The organism is Bradyrhizobium betae (genome assembly GCF_008932115.1).
Classification (GTDB): Bacteria; Pseudomonadota; Alphaproteobacteria; order Rhizobiales; family Xanthobacteraceae; genus Bradyrhizobium; species Bradyrhizobium betae.
On the sequence record NZ_CP044543.1, the window covers coordinates 5,489,280 to 5,506,698 of the forward strand.

Below are 17,419 nucleotides of genomic sequence, written 5' to 3' on the forward strand. Positions count from 1 at the left end.
TCTGCGCGTACCATGACCCTCCAGGCCAAAACCGATGACGAGGGAGCAATTCTGAATATTGCTGCCGATCTCGTCAAACTGGGCTTACGCAGAGATGACACGGTTCTCGTCAGGTGCGCTACGAAGTCCATGACTGTTCAAGTTGCGAACCGCCCCGGTGCGTTGCTTGACGGAATTCGGCGTGTCATCGGTCCGGGCGGAACGATCGTGGCGCTTGCCTTTACGGACGATTTCTATTTCTGGCAAAGGAAACGTGCGCTTCAGTCTCCATTCCACGCCAAAGCACCGGCAGGAACGGGGGCTTTGCCACAGATGTTGCTCGATAATCCGCTTTCCATCAGAAGTCTCCACCCGACGAACTCATTCGTCGCGCTTGGTCCAAATGCCCGACTGATTGTTGAAGGGCACAACGAAAAGTCCACCTCGTTCTATCCCATTGAAAAACTGATGCAGCTTGGGGGAAAACTCGCCCTGATAGGGTGTGTCGAATCGAGCCCGGGTTTCAGTACGGTCCACCGAGTGCAAGAAGATCTCGGGTTGGCCGACCGAACACTCTTGAGTGGATTGCGACTCTGCGCGGTCCGGCAAGAGAAGTCATATCGCTGGTTCTTTCGACGAGACATCCCGGGTTGTAGCGCCGGATTCGGAAAATTCTATTCTGAGTACGAGCAAGAAGGAATTTTGAGCAGAGGATCTGTGGGCGGCGCGCTGTCGATGCTTGCGGACGCTGCTGCCGCGTATCGTGTTGAACGGCGCATTCTGGAGAAAGATCCAACTGCTGCGTTTTGTGACGACCCATCCTGCACCTCTTGCGGGATGCGGACATATTCGCCGAACAGGATGAGGCGGTTCTTCCTGTCCTTGCCGAAGAAGGCGGCGAACCGCGTCGCCGCCAAATTCAGATGATCTCATTCTCTCATGGCTCCGTCTCGATCGCTCCCAATCGGCCGGTACCGCTGGCCGGATGGGCTGGAGCCGCGCGAGTCACTGATGAACTCTTCGGCACATTGGAAGCGAATGTTCTCGTGGTCTCCGCGGCCGGCTTCCCCCGCGCGGTCTTGATTTCCATAGATGCGCTGTTCGTCGGGCGCAAATTGTCCGACGCCATCTTGTCGGTCTGCGGCGAATTTTCGATTCCGAGTTCCTGCGTCTTGATCGTGGCGAGTCATACGCATTTTGCACCTCCGCTGGAGGCCGACAAGCCGATGCTTGGTTTGTCTTGCGAAGACCACATTCTGGATGTCTCGCGTCGGCTGACGAACAAACTCCGGGCCCTGCTCAACGAAGGTCCGAGCGAGGGAGCGTTACGCAAAGGCAAATTCGAGATTCACGCCAGTGTCAATCGGCGACGCCCATGGCATCTGCCGCAAATTACGCGCGACGGGCTGCGATTCGAACGCATCGTTCTTGCGCCAAACGAACATGGGCCGACCTTGCCCATGATTACCGCCTTGGTCATGACCGGCGCAACAACGTGTGTTGTTTGGGGCTACACGTGTCACCCGACTTCCTTTCCTGGGGCTTGTATCAGTGCCGACTATCCCGGCGTGGTCCGTGAAGCTCTAAGACGCCGTTTTGGTCCGGAGACAACTTCGATTTTTCTGCAAGGTTTCGCTGGGGACATACGTCCTCCGAGCCCTTCGCGGGCATGGACTGCGAGCTCGGCGTTGCGGACCCTCCTGCAAGGTCCTCGGTTCCACGGCATGACCTTCGACGAATGGAAGCATTGGGCGAACAGTGTAGCGGACGGGGTGCTGCGCGCGATTGATTTGGCGCATGACGCGCCGGATGACTTTCCGATTGATGGCAGCATCGCGTCGATAGCTCTCGATCGCCTGCTGCCACAGGCCGAGCCGACGCGGCTGGTCGAGATGCAACGTCTCAGCATCCTCGGAGAGGAGATCCTCTCTGTGAGTGCGGAGCCTGTTTGCGGTCTCGAAGCGCTCTGTCCGAAAGATGCTCTGCTGGTTGGCTACAGCCGTGATGTATTCGGATACTGGCCTTCCGAGGCCGACATTGCGCTGGGCGGCTATGAGGTTGCCGGGTTCAAGAGCCTGTTTGGGCTAATGGGCGAGTGGCGCACGGGACTGGACCAGGTGTTCTCCGAGATGGTCGGGTCAGTAGCTTAGAGGCTCGCGGGCAGGCTTGTCCGACACTCCAGCGAAAGCGGTCCGCGCATTGGGCCGCGCCCCGCCATAGCGAAAATAACGCTGCGAGAACCTGATGAGAGGTAGTTCAAAATACGTGGCGCTCAAGGCGCAGATTGCTGCAGAGAGCGCGAATGCGCTGAGTGCGACGCCCACTCCCTGCCAGGTGGATACGTCTCGAGACAGATGAAAGGTCAAGGAGATCAGGAGGGCAACGCAAACGTGCACCAAGTAAAGTGCATAAGAAATTCTAGCAAAGAACTGAGCGGTCCGGCTTCGCAGGATAGCCAAGCTTGGAGAACCGCGTCGCTTCAAGACTGCGAACAACAGCGACCCGTAGAACAGCCCCAGGTAAGTGTGACCCCAGATAGCCATTTGTACGTCGGTATCTGTTGCGATCGCTATCGCGTAGATCGGGAAAAAGACAGAAGTTGCGATCAGCATAAAATTCGCAATGGTCTGCAGTCTCCGATTATCGGCTCCACCCTCTGCGTAGAGTGCAATAATCGCTCCGATCGCCAAGTTGTCGGCCCGCAAGGGAGTAAGGACATAATATCCATATGTCGCGAGCGCCCCACCATGCCACCAGGCAAAGACCCGCAAGATCGGACAAAGGACAATAATGGCTATCAAGAGCGCGCGCAGCCGACGTTCCGAAGTGAGCGCGATCACCGCCGGAAACAGGAGATAGAACTGCTCCTCGATTGCCAGTGACCAAGTGCCCGCGAGCCATATCGCTCCATAGGTCTCCCGGGCGGTCATCCAAAGGTTCTGAAGACCGACAACATAAGTCCAGAGCGGTATCTGGCCGTCGAAAAGAGCAGGTGCAAAATGAACCATGCTGGCGATTGCGCACACCAGGATCATTGCGTAGTAAATCGGTAGAATGCGAAGCGCGCGGCGTGCATAGAAAACCGAGAAGTAATTTTTGGATCCTTTGTTGCGCAATAGTATCCGGGTAATCAAAAATCCGGATAAGACGAAGAAAAGGTCTACTCCGGATCGTCCGAAGATTGTCAGCTTCCACAGGATGGATGCAGAGCCGATCTCGGAGCTGGCGCCGACATAGTGCCAAAGAACGACCAATAGGATCGCCAATGCTCTCAGGCCGTCGATCTCTGGTATTTTATCCATTGCAATCCCGAGATTTGTCGCATGCCGAGGTGACTACTAGATGCCGTTGGGAAAGGCCAGAGGTCTGCCAGCGAATATGGCTCAGACGATCATTTTCGGCATGTGGTCGATGAGCCAACCCCAATCTTTCTGAGTGTTCAATCGAGCCTCGCCTGATGGCAAGGCAGCTTCACCTCATCTTGCAGGCGTTCGTCTCCTTTGGCGGTTGAACGGTGCCAGTTCCGATGGCATTGTGGAGACGGATCGTTTTGCGGCGCGCCGGGGCTTGATTGGTTGTCTTCCAACTGGGTCATTTCGGGCTCGCGAGTCGGGCCGTTCCGCCAGTTTTGGAAAGGTTCAGAGTTGAGCGATCTACCGTCTGCCTCGGATGCCAACCCCAGCCGAATTCAACCGACAGACACTGGCAGTTCGCGGCGGCTGTTCCGTGGTTGGTCCGCGAACGTGGCGCAGATTCTTCTTGGAGTGACTCAGCAGATACTCCTCGTTCCGATCTTTCTGAAATTCTGGAGCAGCGACACGCTCGCCGCCTGGCTCGCCATCTTTGCCGCCGGCAATTTGATCATCCTCGCCGACGTCGGATTGCAGCTGCGCGCAATCAATCGATTCTTCGCGTTCGGGTCGAGCAGCGATCGGGACGGTAGAACCGGGAGTTTCTATGCAGGCCTGCTGGGGGTCTATTTCCCCACGATTGCCGGTTGGAGCGTGTTGCTGGTCTTAGGCGCGATTTTGCTGCCGCCCTCGCGCGTGCTTGGGTTTAGTGCCACTGATGGCTTCGATGTCGCGATGATCGGGATGATGTTGGGCATGCTGCTCTCTCTGCCCGTCAGCCTCGTGGCCGGCCTCTATCGTGTTCGCGGCGAATATGGCCGGATGGTTTGGTTGCAAAACGCAAGCCTGCTTCTAGGCCAGATTGCCCAAATTCTCGCGATCGCCATCTTCGGAAGTCTTGTCGCAGTAGCTACCGCCTATGTCGCTTCGCAGCTTCTGCTGATGGGCTTCCTGATCTTCCATGATGCCCCGCGATTGTTTGTATTCCTCCGCCGCGTCCCGAGCCGCAAGTCTTGGCGTTGGCGCGCCGGGCAGTTTCGCCTCGCTTTTCCGTTCGCCATCGCCAACATCACCGAATTGACGCTTCTGAACCTGCCAGTGCTGCTCGTGAGTGCCCTCGTAGTCGACCGCGTCGCGGTCGTGCAGTGGGGCCTCACCCGCGTGATTGCGGGCCTGGTCAGGGGATTTTGTATCATGATGCTACTGCCAGTCGTTGCCGAACTCGGCCATTCCTACGCGATCAGCGACAAGGAGCGGTTGCGCCGGTTCTATGCGCAAGGATCGGTGTTCGTCACGGCACTCGCCAGCCTGATTGTCGCAGGCTTGCTGCCATTCTGGTCAGATTTTTTCACGCTTTGGACGCATGGAAGCATTCCTTACGACGCACCGCTCGTCCTGACTCTGCTGCTTGGCTCTGTGGCCTCGGCGCCTTCTCTGCTCGCCCTCGTTTACGCGAGCCACAGCAACCGCGGCCATCTCCTGGTCCGCACCAAGGGGCTACAACTGGTCGTTTTCCTGGTGCTGTCCTTTGTCCTGATACCGAGGCTCGGTCCGCTCGGAGCCGCGATCGCCATTGTCGCCAGCGATGTCCTGGTTCAATTCGGACTGCTCGGTGCTGTGATCATGCGACAGACATTACAGCATCCGCTGCGGCACACGGTGTTCATCGCGGCGGTCATGAGCACATTCGTTCTGACAGGGTGGGCTTTGGGGACCACGATCTCGGCCTTGGTCCCGGGAAGCGGGCTACAGCACTTCGTGGCCGAGTGCGTCTTATGGATGATCGCCGTCGGCCTATTGGCGAGCCCACTCCTGTCGACGAAGTTCCGTGAACGTCTGCTGGGTTTTGTACCGGCTTAGAATCCGGTAGCGCCATTCCCGTGGGGGCACGCGATAGGCGGCCGAGCGTAGTTTGGTTTGCGACGTCAGCGCGGTGTGAGCGCGAGGCGGTGCTTCAGCCGTGCCATCTGCACGGCGAATTGATCCCGGCCGAGCTCTGTCTCCCTGGCGAGCTGCTTCAATCGCTGTTCACCCGCTTCGCACAGACGCTCCCGGGTCCCCTCGGTCCGAAGGCTGATGAGCGCGTCGGCGAGCGAAGCTGGATCGTCATAGTCGAACAGGATGGCGGCATCGCCGGCTTGCGCCTTGAACGCCTCGGGATAGATGACGGGCGTTCCGACCGCCCAGGCCTCCAGTGGTGGCAGGTTGGTTGGTCCGAAGTAGCTGGGCATGACCAGCGCTGCAGCGCCGCGATAGAGGGCGCCGAGTTCGGAGGATTCCACGAAGCCGAGGATCGAGACCTGATCCGCAAGGCCATAGGCCGCGATTGCGGCATTGATCTTGTCGCGTCCGCCGCGGTCCGACCCGCAAAGCACGAGTCGCTCGATCCGGCCCTGGTCGCGGAGCCTGGCCAGGGCTGCCAGGAGCGTGATGTGGTTCTTGTGGAGCCAGAACTGCGCCGGATAGAATAGATAGTCCTGTTCAAGCCCGTATTTCTTGAGGACCGTCTCGTCGCGGCCGGCGGTGTCGTCGGTGGACGAGGCAACATAGATCGAAGGCGAGAACGGGATCTGCACCATGCGCGACCTCTCCACGGCGTAGCGCCGCGACAGATCTTCGACCAGCTCCGGCGCATTGACCACCACGAGAACCGCCTTCTTGCTTCCGAGTCCGAACAGGATCTCGCGCCGCTCGAACTCGCCGAACGTACGCACTTCCGGAAACTCCGGCGCATCACGATGACAGCCGTCGAAGATCGTGATGACGAAGGGAAGCTGATAGAGCAGGAGGTGCCGCTTAGACGTCGAGGTGAAGTGCACGACGTCGATCCCGTCTCGGACCAGCGCGCGTTCGAACGGGGATTTGAGCTTCAATCCGATCTGCACGAGATCGAATGGACCGCAGTATTTGAGAAAGAGGAAGGCATGATCGAGGACGCTGAATTTCAGCAGCCGTGCCTCGATGCCGAACTCCTTCAGAATGCGCTGGGTCTGCGGATAAGGTGAGTAGACCACGACTTCGTTGCCGGACTTCGCCGCCCAGTCGCGAAGCCAGAGCACGTCGTTCAGCGGCTGCTGAAATCCCCCACCGACCTCGAGGGCTTGCTCCAGCATCACGGCCAGTCGCAAAGGTCTCACGGCGAGGGTCTCTTTCTGGCGATCGAATAGGCGGCCCAGCTCTTCGAGTTCGGTGCGGCTTGCGAGAGCCAGGCGTAGCTGCCGTCCGGTTGAAATCCGCTGGCCTGGAGCGAGGCCTCGATCTCGAACGGAAACCAGTAGCGCATGAGATGTGTTTCGTCGACGCGTCGGATCGTGGCGCGATCGATGTCCTCGCAGAAGAGCGTGTAGTTCACGAAGACCGTCGCGTTGACCTCGTCGTGCTCGGATTGTGCGATCCGGGTCAGCCGCAGCGGATGGCGCTCGATCTCCTTGACGCGCGTCTCGACGCCCTGCGCGAGCACGGCTCCGCCGTACCAATAGTCGAAGAAGAATATGCCGCCGGGCTTCAGTGCCGCGTGAGCGGTCCTGAACATTTTCTCGAGCCTTTCGCGGTCGTTCTGGTAGCTCGCGACGTGGAACAGCGACACCACGGCGTCGAAGCCGTGCTCCGGTCCGGCTTCGCAGGCATCGCCCTGGCGGAAGGGAATGCCAAGTCCTGCCTGCTCGGCCCTGGATTTTGCCCGTGCGATCATTTCGTGGCTGAGATCGATGCCGGCAACGCTCCAGCCGCGCCGTGCGAATTCGATCGCATGCAGCCCGGTACCGCAGCCGAGGTCGAGTACCTTGCCCGATGTAACGCCGTGGTCGCGCAGGCGCGTCGTCACGAAATCCACCTCCGAAGCGTAGCTCTTGTCTTCGTACAGCAGATCGTACCAGGGCGCGTATTCCGCGAAGACGGTCACGCCAAAATCTCCTTGAGCGCTTGCGCCGAGCGTGCGATTTCCGCTTCGGTCAATGCAAGGCCGCTCGGCAAATAAAAGCCGCGGCGGGCGATGCGCTCGGCGTGCGGATGGGACTCGTCCAGCATATATCCCATCCGGCGCAGCACCGGTTGTTCGTGCATGCACCAGAAGAACGGCCGCGTGCCGATGCCCTTCTCGGCCAGGCGCCGCATCGCCTCCTTGGCGTCGAATGCAACGTCTTCGTCGAGGACGATCGCGTAGACCCAGTAGATGTTGTCGGCGTAGTTGGTGCGGGCAACGGGACGGCGGATGCCGGTCACGTCCTCGAGATGTTCGTCGTATAGCCTGCCCAGCTTGCGTTTGAGCTCGACCGTGCGCGGCAGCTGCTCGATCTGTGCGACCCCGAGTGCGGCCTGCAAATTGGTCATGCGCGCGTTCCACCCCAGCTCTTCATGAACGAAGCGCTGTTGCGGCTGGAAGCAGAGATTGCGAAAGCTCTGCAGGCGGTCGGCCAGCGCGTCGTCGTCGGTGAGGATCATGCCGCCTTCACCGGTCGTGACGTGCTTGTTGGGGTAAAAGCTGAAGGTCGAGACATCGCCGAAGCTGCCGCAAGGCGCACCGCGATAGGTCTGGCCGTGCATTTCGGCAGCGTCCTCGACGATCTTCAGATCGTGCTTGCGCGCGAGCGTCAGGATCGGATCGAGATCGACCGGCAGGCCGTAGATGTGAACCAGCATGATCGCGCGCGTGCGCGGCGTGATCGCGGCTTCCACGCCCTCGGCGGTCATGTTCCAAGTGGCGGGATCGCAATCCACTCCGACCGGGACGAGGCCAGCTCGAACCACGGCTGCGGCGCAGCTGATGATCGTGAAAGTCGGGATTATGACCTCATCGCCGGGCTTGAGCCCGAGAGCGTGCACGGCAATGTCGAGAGCGACGGAACCGTTGGTCACGGCGATGCCGTGGCGCCGTCCCGCGACCTGCGCCATCTCCTGTTCGAAGCGCTTGATGAACGGGCCCTCGGAGGAGATCCAGCCGGTGCGGATGCATTCGGCGAGATATTCAGCCTCGTTTCCGTCCAGCAGGGGCGTGTTGACTGGAATGAACGAGGTCACAGGCCCGGACCCTTGATTCGTATTTCCGAAGCTGCTGTTTCCTCGAACCTCGTCTTGTCGTTCTCGCCGGAGTAGGGGCCTTGCTTGATTTCAAGCATTTCGATCGGTTCGAGCACGCGAAAGCCGTGCGCGCCGCTGCAGAGCAGGATGACGTCGCCAGGACCGAGCACGCGGCTCTCGAGGTATTCTTCGCCCACCGTGTAAAAGTCGACTTGAAGTTTCCCCTTCTGGATGAAGAGAACCTCCTGCGTGTAGTGCACCTCGCGCGTCACCTTGTTGTGGCGATGCGGCGCGATGCTCTTGCCCTGAGGATGGCTCATGAAGGCGAGTTGCTGCGACAATTCAGGTGTCGAGAAGAAGTGGATGCCCGGCTCGCGAAACGAAGCGCGCACGATGATCGCATAGAGCTGGTCGCCGAATCGGACATGTTCGACGTGTTCCATCGGTGCTTTCCAAAAATTCTGATTGTATTACAACGCCTTAGCGTTATTTCTGGGCAACTTTGGCCATTTTCCCAGGAATCGTCAAGGAGTAACGCGGGGTTTTTCGAACCTTGCCGCGCCTACTGAACAAGCTGCAAAATATCCTGCACGCGACCGCGAAACGTGTGATCCGCCAGCGTCCGCTTCTGTCCGTTTGCGGCGATCGCCGCGCGCGATTTGTCGTCTCCGAGATAACGCCCGATCGCCGCAGAACAATCTTCGGGGGATTGCCAGGCAACGACGTCCAGATCCGGTTCGAAAAGAGTGTGCAAGTTCTGTTTGAAGTCCGTCAGAAGAAAAGCGCCGACGCCCGTAGCTTCGAAGAGCCGCATATTGCCCGCTTCGTCCCCGGCGATGTCGATATGCGAGTTCAGGTTGATCCGCGAACGCCTGAGAACTTGGTACATCTCCGAGCCCCACACTTCGCCTTGAAAGCATCGCCGGAGAGGTGAGGTCGCAGGAAGCGAGCTTGAAATATTGCCCCATAGTTTGAGATCGTGGCGCTCCGCAATGAACTCCAGAAGCGCAATCCGCTCCCGGTGATCTTCGGATACGGAACCAACAAACGAGACGTCGACATCCGGTGAGGGTGGAGCTGGCAGCGCGTCCAGGACGGCCGGCTCGAACGCAAGGTGAGAGACTTCCGCACGTACATCGGCGGCCCGAAACGCCCGGACGACCCGGGGCAACTGCGACAGCATCAGGTCATAGGCGCGCCAGTCTTCTCCTCTGGTGGGTTCAATGCCGACCTGTCCGATGACGAACCGCACGCCCATGTCCCTGATGCGTCGCACCAGGCTGGTCGTGACATAGAAGACGTCCTGGTTGAGGACGAGATCCGGCCTGAAATCCTCGATCTGGGCGAGCAGAACGCGCTCGGCCTGTTCGCTGAGCTGTGGACTCAAACCCAGACGTCGGGCCAACGGCCTCAAGGCCGGTTTCAACGGCGCCATGGCGCGCTGGAGCCATCCCGGCAATCGCTGCTTTCGGCTCGCGCCGAGATCGGCCCCGGTGTCGAGTGTCATGCCATGTTCACGGGCCCAGGCGGATTGCAGCCACAGATTGTTGACGTGAACGTCGGCGGCCGGGTGACCCAGCGCCGCGAAATTGCGCGAGTAGAAGTCCGCCACACCGAACAGGCTCGTGTTTCGCGCGGCCATTTGTTCGGCGTAACTGCCTGCCTCCAATCCGGGATGGCGGCTGTATAGCCACGATAGAAACCGGGGGTAATCGGCATTCAGGATAAGCACGCGCATGGAGCTCAGACTCTTGCTTTGAAGCCCGTTTTGGAAGCCTCAGCGAATGGTTGTCGCGGTATGAAGTACCACAGGAGGAACAGAAGAGCGGTGCCGTTTGTGACCATCAGAATTGAAAGCGGAACATTGAGGAAAGCTTGCGTCACGATTCCACTCGACAGGATGACAAATCGGGGTGGGAGTCCTTTGGACGTCTGATTTCCGATCGACAGGATCAGTCCGGCTAAAAGTGCGCTTGCTGGTGCCAGTGCGCTACCTACCGAGGCGATCCCTTCGGTGGCGAGCAGGGAGGCGTTCATATTTCCGACTGGATAGCTCTTGGCGATGATGAGCCAAGGCTGCTCATCATAGGGGCAGGCCATCAAGTATTTCATCAGGGAGATCTGGCAGAAATGCGTAGTCTCGTGCCGCGAGAAAAAATCATTGTAGACGTCGATCGCGACCGACGGAAAAGCGATCATTCGGAAGTTGATGTTTCCAAAATAGTTCACGAAAAGCGACTCGGAGATCAAGCCTGCGCTGGAGAGCGCTGCCAGGACAAGGCCGACGGCAATAGGTCCGAGCAATGATACAATCACCGCGATCCTGGCTTCAAGATAGGTCGAGACAAGCAAGAGGAAGCAAAGCCAAACCGGCGCGAACAGGGCCGTTTTGGTGAGGGTCACGGGATAGAGAGCGACGCAGAGAAGCAGCACTGTCGCGGCCAGCAAGCGCGCTCTCATCTCAACGCAGCATGCAAAGGCAAATGGCAGCAAGGCTCCCAGCGCGATTCCCATGGCGTATTGGAGGGGGGCGGAAACTTCAACTCGTCGCGGAACTGATAGATGTCCGATAGCCATATCAGCTTGAAATTGTATAAGAAGCCCGTCGCAATGATCGCCAGCGCCGCGACGATGATGGCGGCGATGAGCCAGCGCAGGCTTCTTATCGAGCTAGCCGGCTTGGTCTTGATCGGCCATTTTAGAAAGAGCATCGGTGCGAGAAATGCTGCCGTGGAAGCGATCACCGAAATCACGGGAAATCTGTGGTCGTAGTCGAGCTGGGAAAAGGGAGTAAGCCAGAAGTAGCCGAGCGCCACGGTGTACAGGTAGAATGAGAGAAGGTAGCCGAAGCTGAATTTTGCGAAGATCATGGCGATCGCAAACGGGGCAATCGCAAGTGAGAGAAGTGCGGCTTCGTAAATGCGGCTGCTGCTCCAGGTAAAGAGGTGCAGATATCCATACAGCTGCAAGACGATGACGAACGAGATGCAGCAACAGATCGCGTGAACGGCAAGCAGTGCGGGCGCAATTGTCTTAAGCGGCAGTTTCTCGGAGTTATCGGAAAATTGCATCAATATGACCCTGGAGGGTCGTGGACCTTGCGTTTCGCAATACTACGCTCGGTGTCACGTACCACAGAAAGAACAGGACGGCGGCGCCGTTGGTGGCGAGCGCGACGGTGAAGGGCACGTTCAGAAAAATATGGAGCTGCAGTCCGCTCGACAGCAGAACAAAGCGTTCGGGCAGTCCAGCCGACGCGCGGCTTGCAAGGCTGATTATAAGCCCGCATGCGAGGGCAGAGAGGGGAGCAAGCAGAAGGCCCACCGAGGCAATGCCCTCGGTCGCAAACAGTGAGGCATTGAAGTAGCCGAGGTGATAGCTCTCCTGCATATAGACGGAGATCTGTTCTTCATATGGGCACGACAGGAGCTGTTTGACCAGCCCGATCTGGCAAAAGCGGGTGAGTTCGTGGGTCGAAAAGAAGTCATTGTAGAAATCGAGCGCGCTTGCGGGCATTGCGATCATTCGAAAATTGACCGTTCCGAAATACACCAGGAACGGATATTCCGGCACGAGCGCGAGCTTGTGCAGCAGGGCCAGCAGCAACCCCACCAGGACGGGCAGCAATAGCGAGAGAATGATCGCGGTACGGCTCTCGAAATAGATCGACAACAGGGTGAGAAACAGCAGCCAGGCCGGTGCGAGCAGCGCAAGCTTGGTCAGCGTGACGGGATAAAAAAGCCCCAAAAGCAGCAAGCACAGCGCTGCATATCCGTATCGTTTCAGCTGGACAAAGCTGGCATATGCAAATGGCAAGAGAGCGCCACAGACGATCCCGATGGCGTATGAGAGAGGTCTCGGAAGCGCGATCTGCTCGCGATATTGATAGATATCGAGCGGGCTGACGAATTGACGGTTGTAGGACGCTCCGATTGCCAGGACGACGCCCGACACCACCAGGATGGCGAATAAGAGCATAAGGAACTGCCCGCCGGTCAATTCGAACTTTGGGGGGCGAGCCGGAAGATTCAATAGCAGCGTGGGGGCGAGAAACGCGATTCCCGAAGCAAACGCAGAAATTGCTGCCGTGCGGTGATCATATTGAAAAGTCGAGAGCTCGAGAAGCCAGAGGTAATCCAGGATCAGCGTGAAGAGGTAGAAGCCAATCGCGTAGCCGAAATTGAAGGGGCGAATCGCGAAAAAGATCGACAACAGCGCAAATGGAGCGGCCGTCACTGCGGCGTCCAAGACGTGAGAGGCGCTGTTCTCTGCCAAGGGCAGCAGTCGTCGATAGTATTCGGCAACAAAAATCAAAGAGATACAAGAAGTTACCACATGGCAGACGACGAGAATGAGCAGCCAGTATCGAAAGCCGCTGGGTGATACGGAAACCTCGGTGATTTTCATTGGCAGGTTACTGTCCCGTACGCTGGTGCGCGCTGCGTACCATGGAAGGCAGCATGTAGCCACAGACCGTGATCCGGACCATGATCGGCCGTGGATGCTGGTTTCGGGTTGCCCCTCGAACGGCGGTAAGAGCAGCTTGAAACGCGCTTTGGTCCAAGATCACGGCAGCATCGGGCGAGCGCATTATTGGCTTGATCAACAAGGAAATTTTCGAATATAGGCTTTAACTTCAGGGCGTTGTTGAATGCTCGGTATGGCGGGCCACGCGAGGGTGACTGGATGATCAGATTCGGCTTGCTGGGCTGCGGGCGCATCGCGAAACGCCATGCGGAACTCCTTGGCGGCAACCACATCGAGCGAGCGAGCCTGGTCGCCGTTTGCGACAACGTTAAACCTCGCGCGGATGCGCTGGCGGCGAAGTTCGGAGTTCCCGCCTATGAGGACCTGAACGAGATGCTCGCGCGCAAGGACATCGATGCTGTCGCGGTTCTGACGCCGAGCGGCATGCATCCGCAGCACGCCATCGCATGTGCGCGGGCGGGAAAACACGTCGTTGTCGAAAAGCCGATGGCGCTCCGGTTGCAGGACGCCGACGACATGATCCGCGCTTGCGACGAAGCTGGCGTGAAGCTGTTTGTCGTCAAGCAGAACCGCTTCAACGTTCCGGTCGTCAAGGCGCGCGAGGCACTGGACGCCGGCAGGTTTGGCCGGCTCGTCCTCGGCACCGTGCGCGTGCGCTGGTGCCGGGACCAGGCCTATTACGATCAGGACGCCTGGCGCGGCACCTGGGCTTATGACGGCGGCGTGCTGACCAATCAGGCCAGCCACCATATCGACATGCTGGAATGGTTCTTCGGGGACGTGGTGAGCGTCCATGCCCGCGCAACGACGGCCCTGGTGAAGGTCGAGACCGAAGACACCGCGGTGGCAACGCTGAAATTCCGCAATGGCGCGCTCGGTATCATCGAGGCGACAACGGCGGTTCGTCCGAAGGACCTCGAGGGGTCCCTTTCGATCCTCGGCGAGAAAGGCACGGTCGAGATCGCAGGCTTCGCGGTCAACCAGATCCGGCACTGGAATTTCGTCGACGAGTTGCCGAGCGACAAGGTCGTCGTCGAGAAGTTCTCGGTCAATCCGCCCAACGTCTACGGCTTCGGGCACCAGGCCTACTATCAGCACGTCGTCGACTGCCTGTTGCATCAGAGTGCTGCGCTGGTCGACGGCCTGCAAGGCCGCAAGAGCCTCGAACTGATCTCGGCGCTCTACGAGTCGATCGAGACGGGGCAGGAAGTCGCGCTTCGCTTCGAGCCGCGGCGGAGCAAGCTCGGTGTGATCTCGTGAACGGCACGCCGCAGGTGCAGCAGGTCGCCGTACGCGACGTCAGATTTGGTGAGCGCGTCAAACTGGTCGAGCCCTGCAATCTCTACGGCTGCGAGATCGCGGACGACTGCTTCGTCGGCCCCTTCACCGAGATCCAGAACGGTGCAACCGTCGGCGCGCGAACCCGCGTGCAATCGCATGCCTTCATCTGCGAGTTGGTGTCGATCGGCGAGGATTGCTTCGTCGGACACGGCGTGATGTTCATCAACGACACTTTTTCCACCGGCGGGCCGGCGCGCGGGCGCCGCGAATTGTGGCGCGCCACGAAGATCGGCAATCGGGTGTCGATCGGTTCGAACGCCACCATCATGCCGGTATCCATCGCCGACGACGTCGTGATCGGAGCAGGCTCCGTGGTTACGAAGGACATCACCGAGCCCGGCAGCTACGCCGGCAATCCTGCCCGCCGCCTCAAGGGCAAGACCTAGGGAATAGCATTCATGCCGGTACCTTACGCGGATCTCGGGCTCCAATATCAGTCGATCAAGGATGAGATCGACGCTGCAATCGCTGCGGTCATCCGCGACAGCGCTTACATCCGCGGGCCGTATGTCGACGCCTTCGAGCGGGAGTTCGCGGAGGCGGCGAGCGTCAAGCACTGCGTGTCCTGTGCGAACGGTACCGATGCGCTCTACCTCGCGATGGCGGCGCTCAAGGTTAAGCCGGGCGACGAGGTCATCACGACGGCGCATTCCTGGATATCGACGTCCGCGATGATCACGCATGCCGGTGCGCAGGTCGTGTTCTGCGACACCGACGGCGAGACTTTCACGATCGATCCATCGGCGATCGAAGCGGCGATCACGCCGCGTACCGTCGGCATCATCCCGGTGCATCTCTACGGCCAACCGGCGGACATGGACGCGATCATGGCGATCGCGCGCAAGCACGGTCTTTGGGTCGTCGAGGACTGCGCCCAGGCGCATCTGGCGCGGTACAAGGGCCAGCCGGTCGGAACCTTCGGGGCGGCCGCGACCTATTCTTTCTATCCGGGCAAGAATCTCGGAGCATTCGGCGATGCCGGCGCGGTCGTGACCGAGGACGCGGCGCTTGCCGAGCACATGACCATGCTTGCTCGTCACGGCGGCCTCGTGAAGCACAAGCACCTGATCGAGGGCATCAACAGCCGGCTGGACGGTATGCAGGCGGCGATCCTGTCAGCCAAGCTGAAGCATCTGGAGGCCTGGACCAAGGCGCGACAGGATGCTGCTGCGGTCTACGATGCCGGTCTCAACCAGCTCGATGGTGTGGAGGTGCCTCGTGTCGCGCCAGACCGCACCCACGTCTACCATCTCTATACGATCAAGCATAAGAAGCGCGATGCACTCGCATCGTATCTCGGCGAGAACGGGGTTCAGACCGCAATCAACTACCCGACAGCGCTGCCGCTGCTCCCCGCCTATGCGCGGTTCGCGCATCGCCCCGAACAATTCCCGAAGGCGTTCGACGATCAGAACAAGATCCTCTCCCTGCCGATGTTCGCGGAGATCACGCGCGAGCAGCAGGACGAGGTCATTCGGCTGATCAGGAGTTTCTAGCCGTCGTCCTCGCCCAAGCGCCGCACGATGTCCCGATAGCGCAGCGTCGAGGCTTGCTCGGTGTATTTCAGCGCTGCGACCGCTGCCTGCCGGCCTCGTTCAAGCGTCGCGGCGCGATCGGCCGCTGCCTCTGATATCGCCTTTGCCAGCCTGGCGGGATCCTCCGGAGGCACGACCCAGCCGATGTCTTCTTCCGCGACCGCAAGCCCGGCCTCTGAATTCGCCTCCGTCCCGACGATGACGGCCCGCCCGACGGCGAGAAAATTGTAGAGGCGGCTTGGAATCGAGACACCGGCGACGTTGCGCCGGTAGGGGATGATCCAGGCATCGGCCGCGGCGAGAAATTCGGCGAGCTGATCCTCGGGCACGGGCTCCAACAGGGTGACGTTCTCCAAATTCTCCGCAGCCTGAAGGGACTTCAACTCGGTCCAGCCGACCCCCCAACCAGAGAGCACGAAATGTATGCTGTTCTCGTGCCGCAACAGCCGTGCCGCTTCGAAGACGGTGCGAGCTGCGTGCGTGAAGCCGAGATTGCCGCAGAGACCGGCGAGGAATTGCGATGGATGGTCTCGCCTGAGGTGATGTCCGGCATCGGGCGCGCGGAAGCTGATCGGAAGCAGCGTCCAGTTCGGCACGAAGTGGATGTTGTCCGCATTCACTCCCGGGTAGCGCAGCAACAGCGGTGGTACGTCACGGCCGATGACGAGGATCGCGTCCAGTGACCTGAAGAGCCAGCCGTTGGCGAGGCGAAGGGCGCGTGCGACGAGGGACGTCTGCCGGGCGACGCCGGCGGCGACCAGAGCTTCCGGATAGAGATCGTAGATCAGAAGCGCCGTCCTGGCGCGCCGCAGTCTGGCGGCAAGCGTGATCGCGTAGGGCAGGGTGAAGGGGCTCGTGACCGACATGACGACGTCGCCCGGCCGTGCGCGACGGTAGACAGCCCAGAACAATCGCATGGCCAGCGCCGAGCTTGCGATGAGGCGTCTGGCGAGCGCGTGCTTGGGTGGTTTCCAGTTCGCGATCTCGACGACATCTGGCATGCCCTTGCAGGTCGCCGGCGGACTCCCGGAGCCCGGCGTTCCCGATAGAACGACCGTCTTCATGTCCAGGGCGATCGCATGGGCGATCGCGCCGAGATAGGTCGCCGTCGTGCTCGAATCCGGCGGATAGAACTCCGTCGCGAGGATGAATCTGGGTGCTTTCTCCACGGCGTTATCCGCTCGCCAGCAGCGGAAGGATGAAATCCCGCAGATTTCCGCCTGGAAAGGCGTGACCCGGCAGACCGGCGGCGCGCGCCGCTTGCATGTCGGACGGCCGGTCACCGACCAAGAAGCTCCTGCTCACGTCGACGGGAAACTTCTTCAGGAGGTCTGCGATCATGCCGGGTTGCGGCTTGCGCCGATCGCTGACGAGGCGGTAACGCTCGACCAGTCCGTCCGGATGAAACGGGCAATACTCAAAAGCATCGATCCGTGCGCCATGGGCCGCCAGTTGGCTCGTCATCCAATCGTGCAGACGCAGGATGTCGGCTTCTTGATAGAACCCTCTGGCCACGCCCGACTGGTTGGTGACCACGAAGGCGAAATAACCGGCATCATTGACCGCCTTCACCGCCTCGATCGCGCCGTCGATCCAGAGGAACTTGTCGATCTCGAACAGGTAATCGCTGTCAACGTTCAGGACGCCGTCGCGATCGAAAAAAACTGCGGGCTTTCTGTCCACGAGTCTACCTGGCACGCAAGAATAGTA

18 protein-coding genes are annotated in these 17,419 nt (G+C 59.7%); 6 read left to right on the plus strand and 12 right to left on the minus strand.

Features of this window, described 5'->3' with window-relative positions; translation table 11 throughout:
• Positions 1 to 12: 12 nt before the first annotated feature.
• Both F8237_RS26350 and F8237_RS26355 read left to right on the plus strand, forming a co-directional pair.
• Complete coding sequence (locus tag F8237_RS26350; RefSeq protein WP_151649154.1) at positions 13 to 906, plus strand: AAC(3) family N-acetyltransferase; 894 nt, start codon at positions 13 to 15, stop codon at positions 904 to 906.
• Positions 903 to 2,129 (plus strand): hypothetical protein, encoded by a 1,227-nt coding sequence (locus F8237_RS26355; protein WP_151649155.1) that lies wholly within the window; start codon positions 903 to 905, stop codon positions 2,127 to 2,129. Before F8237_RS26350 ends, F8237_RS26355 begins: the two co-directional genes overlap by 4 nt.
• Here F8237_RS26355 and F8237_RS26360 read toward each other — a convergent pair.
• Both F8237_RS26360 and F8237_RS35995 read right to left on the minus strand, forming a co-directional pair.
• Complete coding sequence (locus F8237_RS26360; protein ID WP_151649156.1) at positions 2,118 to 3,281, minus strand: acyltransferase family protein; 1,164 nt, start codon at positions 3,279 to 3,281, stop codon at positions 2,118 to 2,120. The genes F8237_RS26355 and F8237_RS26360 overlap by 12 nt on opposite strands.
• 137 nt (positions 3,282 to 3,418) lie before the next feature.
• The gene (locus F8237_RS35995; protein WP_154696376.1) at positions 3,419 to 3,574 is read right to left on the minus strand and encodes a hypothetical protein; all 156 of its coding nucleotides are present in this window, start codon (positions 3,572 to 3,574) and stop codon (positions 3,419 to 3,421) included.
• A 49-nt stretch (positions 3,575 to 3,623) separates the two neighbouring features.
• Here F8237_RS35995 and F8237_RS26365 point away from each other — a divergent pair, with 49 nt between their 5' ends.
• Positions 3,624 to 5,189 (plus strand): MATE family efflux transporter, encoded by a 1,566-nt coding sequence (locus tag F8237_RS26365; protein ID WP_151649157.1) that lies wholly within the window; start codon positions 3,624 to 3,626, stop codon positions 5,187 to 5,189.
• Positions 5,190 to 5,254: 65 nt separating this feature from the next.
• Here F8237_RS26365 and F8237_RS26370 read toward each other — a convergent pair whose 3' ends face one another.
• The 8 genes from F8237_RS26370 to F8237_RS26405 form a co-directional block, all read right to left on the minus strand.
• Positions 5,255 to 6,466 (minus strand): glycosyltransferase, encoded by a 1,212-nt coding sequence (locus tag F8237_RS26370; RefSeq protein WP_151649158.1) that lies wholly within the window; start codon positions 6,464 to 6,466, stop codon positions 5,255 to 5,257.
• Entirely contained in the window at positions 6,463 to 7,230 is a 768-nt protein-coding gene (locus F8237_RS26375) for a class I SAM-dependent DNA methyltransferase (protein WP_151649159.1), read from the minus strand. The genes F8237_RS26370 and F8237_RS26375 overlap by 4 nt, the downstream gene beginning before the upstream one ends.
• On the minus strand, positions 7,227 to 8,345 hold the full coding sequence (locus F8237_RS26380) for a DegT/DnrJ/EryC1/StrS family aminotransferase (protein WP_151649160.1): 1,119 nt from the start codon (positions 8,343 to 8,345) through the stop codon (positions 7,227 to 7,229). The genes F8237_RS26375 and F8237_RS26380 overlap by 4 nt, the downstream gene beginning before the upstream one ends.
• A complete protein-coding gene (locus tag F8237_RS26385; protein ID WP_151649161.1) occupies positions 8,342 to 8,788 on the minus strand; it encodes a cupin domain-containing protein in 447 nt (148 codons plus the stop codon). Before F8237_RS26385 ends, F8237_RS26380 begins: the two co-directional genes overlap by 4 nt.
• Positions 8,789 to 8,907: 119 nt before the next feature.
• Entirely contained in the window at positions 8,908 to 10,083 is a 1,176-nt protein-coding gene (locus F8237_RS26390; RefSeq protein WP_151649162.1) for a CgeB family protein, read from the minus strand.
• Positions 10,084 to 10,088: 5 nt separating this feature from the next.
• Positions 10,089 to 10,793: a hypothetical protein gene (locus F8237_RS26395; RefSeq protein WP_151649163.1), complete on the minus strand. Its 705-nt coding sequence runs from the start codon at positions 10,791 to 10,793 to the stop codon at positions 10,089 to 10,091.
• An 8-nt stretch (positions 10,794 to 10,801) separates the two neighbouring features.
• The gene (locus F8237_RS26400; RefSeq protein ID WP_151649164.1) at positions 10,802 to 11,416 is read right to left on the minus strand and encodes a hypothetical protein; all 615 of its coding nucleotides are present in this window, start codon (positions 11,414 to 11,416) and stop codon (positions 10,802 to 10,804) included.
• Complete coding sequence (locus F8237_RS26405) at positions 11,400 to 12,752, minus strand: hypothetical protein (RefSeq protein WP_151649165.1); 1,353 nt, start codon at positions 12,750 to 12,752, stop codon at positions 11,400 to 11,402. The genes F8237_RS26400 and F8237_RS26405 overlap by 17 nt, the downstream gene beginning before the upstream one ends.
• 279 nt (positions 12,753 to 13,031) lie before the next feature.
• Here F8237_RS26405 and F8237_RS26410 point away from each other — a divergent pair, with 279 nt between their 5' ends.
• Genes F8237_RS26410 through F8237_RS26420 form a run of 3 tightly spaced genes read left to right on the plus strand, consistent with a single transcriptional unit; the run spans position 13,032 to position 15,670 of the window.
• Positions 13,032 to 14,093 (plus strand): Gfo/Idh/MocA family protein, encoded by a 1,062-nt coding sequence (locus tag F8237_RS26410; RefSeq protein ID WP_151649166.1) that lies wholly within the window; start codon positions 13,032 to 13,034, stop codon positions 14,091 to 14,093.
• A complete protein-coding gene (locus F8237_RS26415; RefSeq protein WP_151649167.1) occupies positions 14,090 to 14,560 on the plus strand; it encodes an acyltransferase in 471 nt (156 codons plus the stop codon). The genes F8237_RS26410 and F8237_RS26415 overlap by 4 nt, the downstream gene beginning before the upstream one ends.
• Before the next feature lie 12 nt (positions 14,561 to 14,572).
• Positions 14,573 to 15,670, plus strand: coding sequence for a DegT/DnrJ/EryC1/StrS family aminotransferase (locus F8237_RS26420; RefSeq protein WP_151649168.1), 1,098 nt, complete (start codon positions 14,573 to 14,575; stop codon positions 15,668 to 15,670).
• Here the strand turns inward: F8237_RS26420 and F8237_RS26425 are convergent.
• Together F8237_RS26425 and F8237_RS26430 are read right to left on the minus strand one after the other, a co-directional pair.
• Positions 15,667 to 16,878 carry a glycosyltransferase family 4 protein gene (locus F8237_RS26425; RefSeq protein WP_151649169.1) on the minus strand — a complete coding sequence of 404 codons (1,212 nt, stop codon included), beginning with the start codon at positions 16,876 to 16,878 and terminating at the stop codon, positions 15,667 to 15,669. The two genes, F8237_RS26420 and F8237_RS26425, sit on opposite strands and share 4 nt — an antisense overlap.
• Positions 16,879 to 16,882: 4 nt before the next feature.
• Positions 16,883 to 17,392, minus strand: coding sequence for a D-glycero-alpha-D-manno-heptose-1,7-bisphosphate 7-phosphatase (locus F8237_RS26430; RefSeq protein ID WP_167527490.1), 510 nt, complete (start codon positions 17,390 to 17,392; stop codon positions 16,883 to 16,885).
• Between the last annotated feature and the right edge of the window lie 27 nt (positions 17,393 to 17,419).

Coding starts and splice junctions, on each gene's coding strand:
- F8237_RS26390 (WP_151649162.1), bottom strand. CDS start 10,083: ATGCGCGTGCTTATCCTGAATGCCGATTACCCCCGGTTTCTATCGTGG.
- F8237_RS26360 (WP_151649156.1), bottom strand. CDS start 3,281: ATGGATAAAATACCAGAGATCGACGGCCTGAGAGCATTGGCGATCCTA.
- F8237_RS26410 (WP_151649166.1), top strand. CDS start 13,032: ATGATCAGATTCGGCTTGCTGGGCTGCGGGCGCATCGCGAAACGCCAT.
- F8237_RS26350 (WP_151649154.1), top strand. CDS start 13: ATGACCCTCCAGGCCAAAACCGATGACGAGGGAGCAATTCTGAATATT.
- F8237_RS26420 (WP_151649168.1), top strand. CDS start 14,573: ATGCCGGTACCTTACGCGGATCTCGGGCTCCAATATCAGTCGATCAAG.
- F8237_RS26400 (WP_151649164.1), bottom strand. CDS start 11,416: ATGCAATTTTCCGATAACTCCGAGAAACTGCCGCTTAAGACAATTGCG.
- F8237_RS26405 (WP_151649165.1), bottom strand. CDS start 12,752: ATGAAAATCACCGAGGTTTCCGTATCACCCAGCGGCTTTCGATACTGG.
- F8237_RS26355 (WP_151649155.1), top strand. CDS start 903: ATGATCTCATTCTCTCATGGCTCCGTCTCGATCGCTCCCAATCGGCCG.
- F8237_RS35995 (WP_154696376.1), bottom strand. CDS start 3,574: ATGACCCAGTTGGAAGACAACCAATCAAGCCCCGGCGCGCCGCAAAAC.
- F8237_RS26385 (WP_151649161.1), bottom strand. CDS start 8,788: ATGGAACACGTCGAACATGTCCGATTCGGCGACCAGCTCTATGCGATC.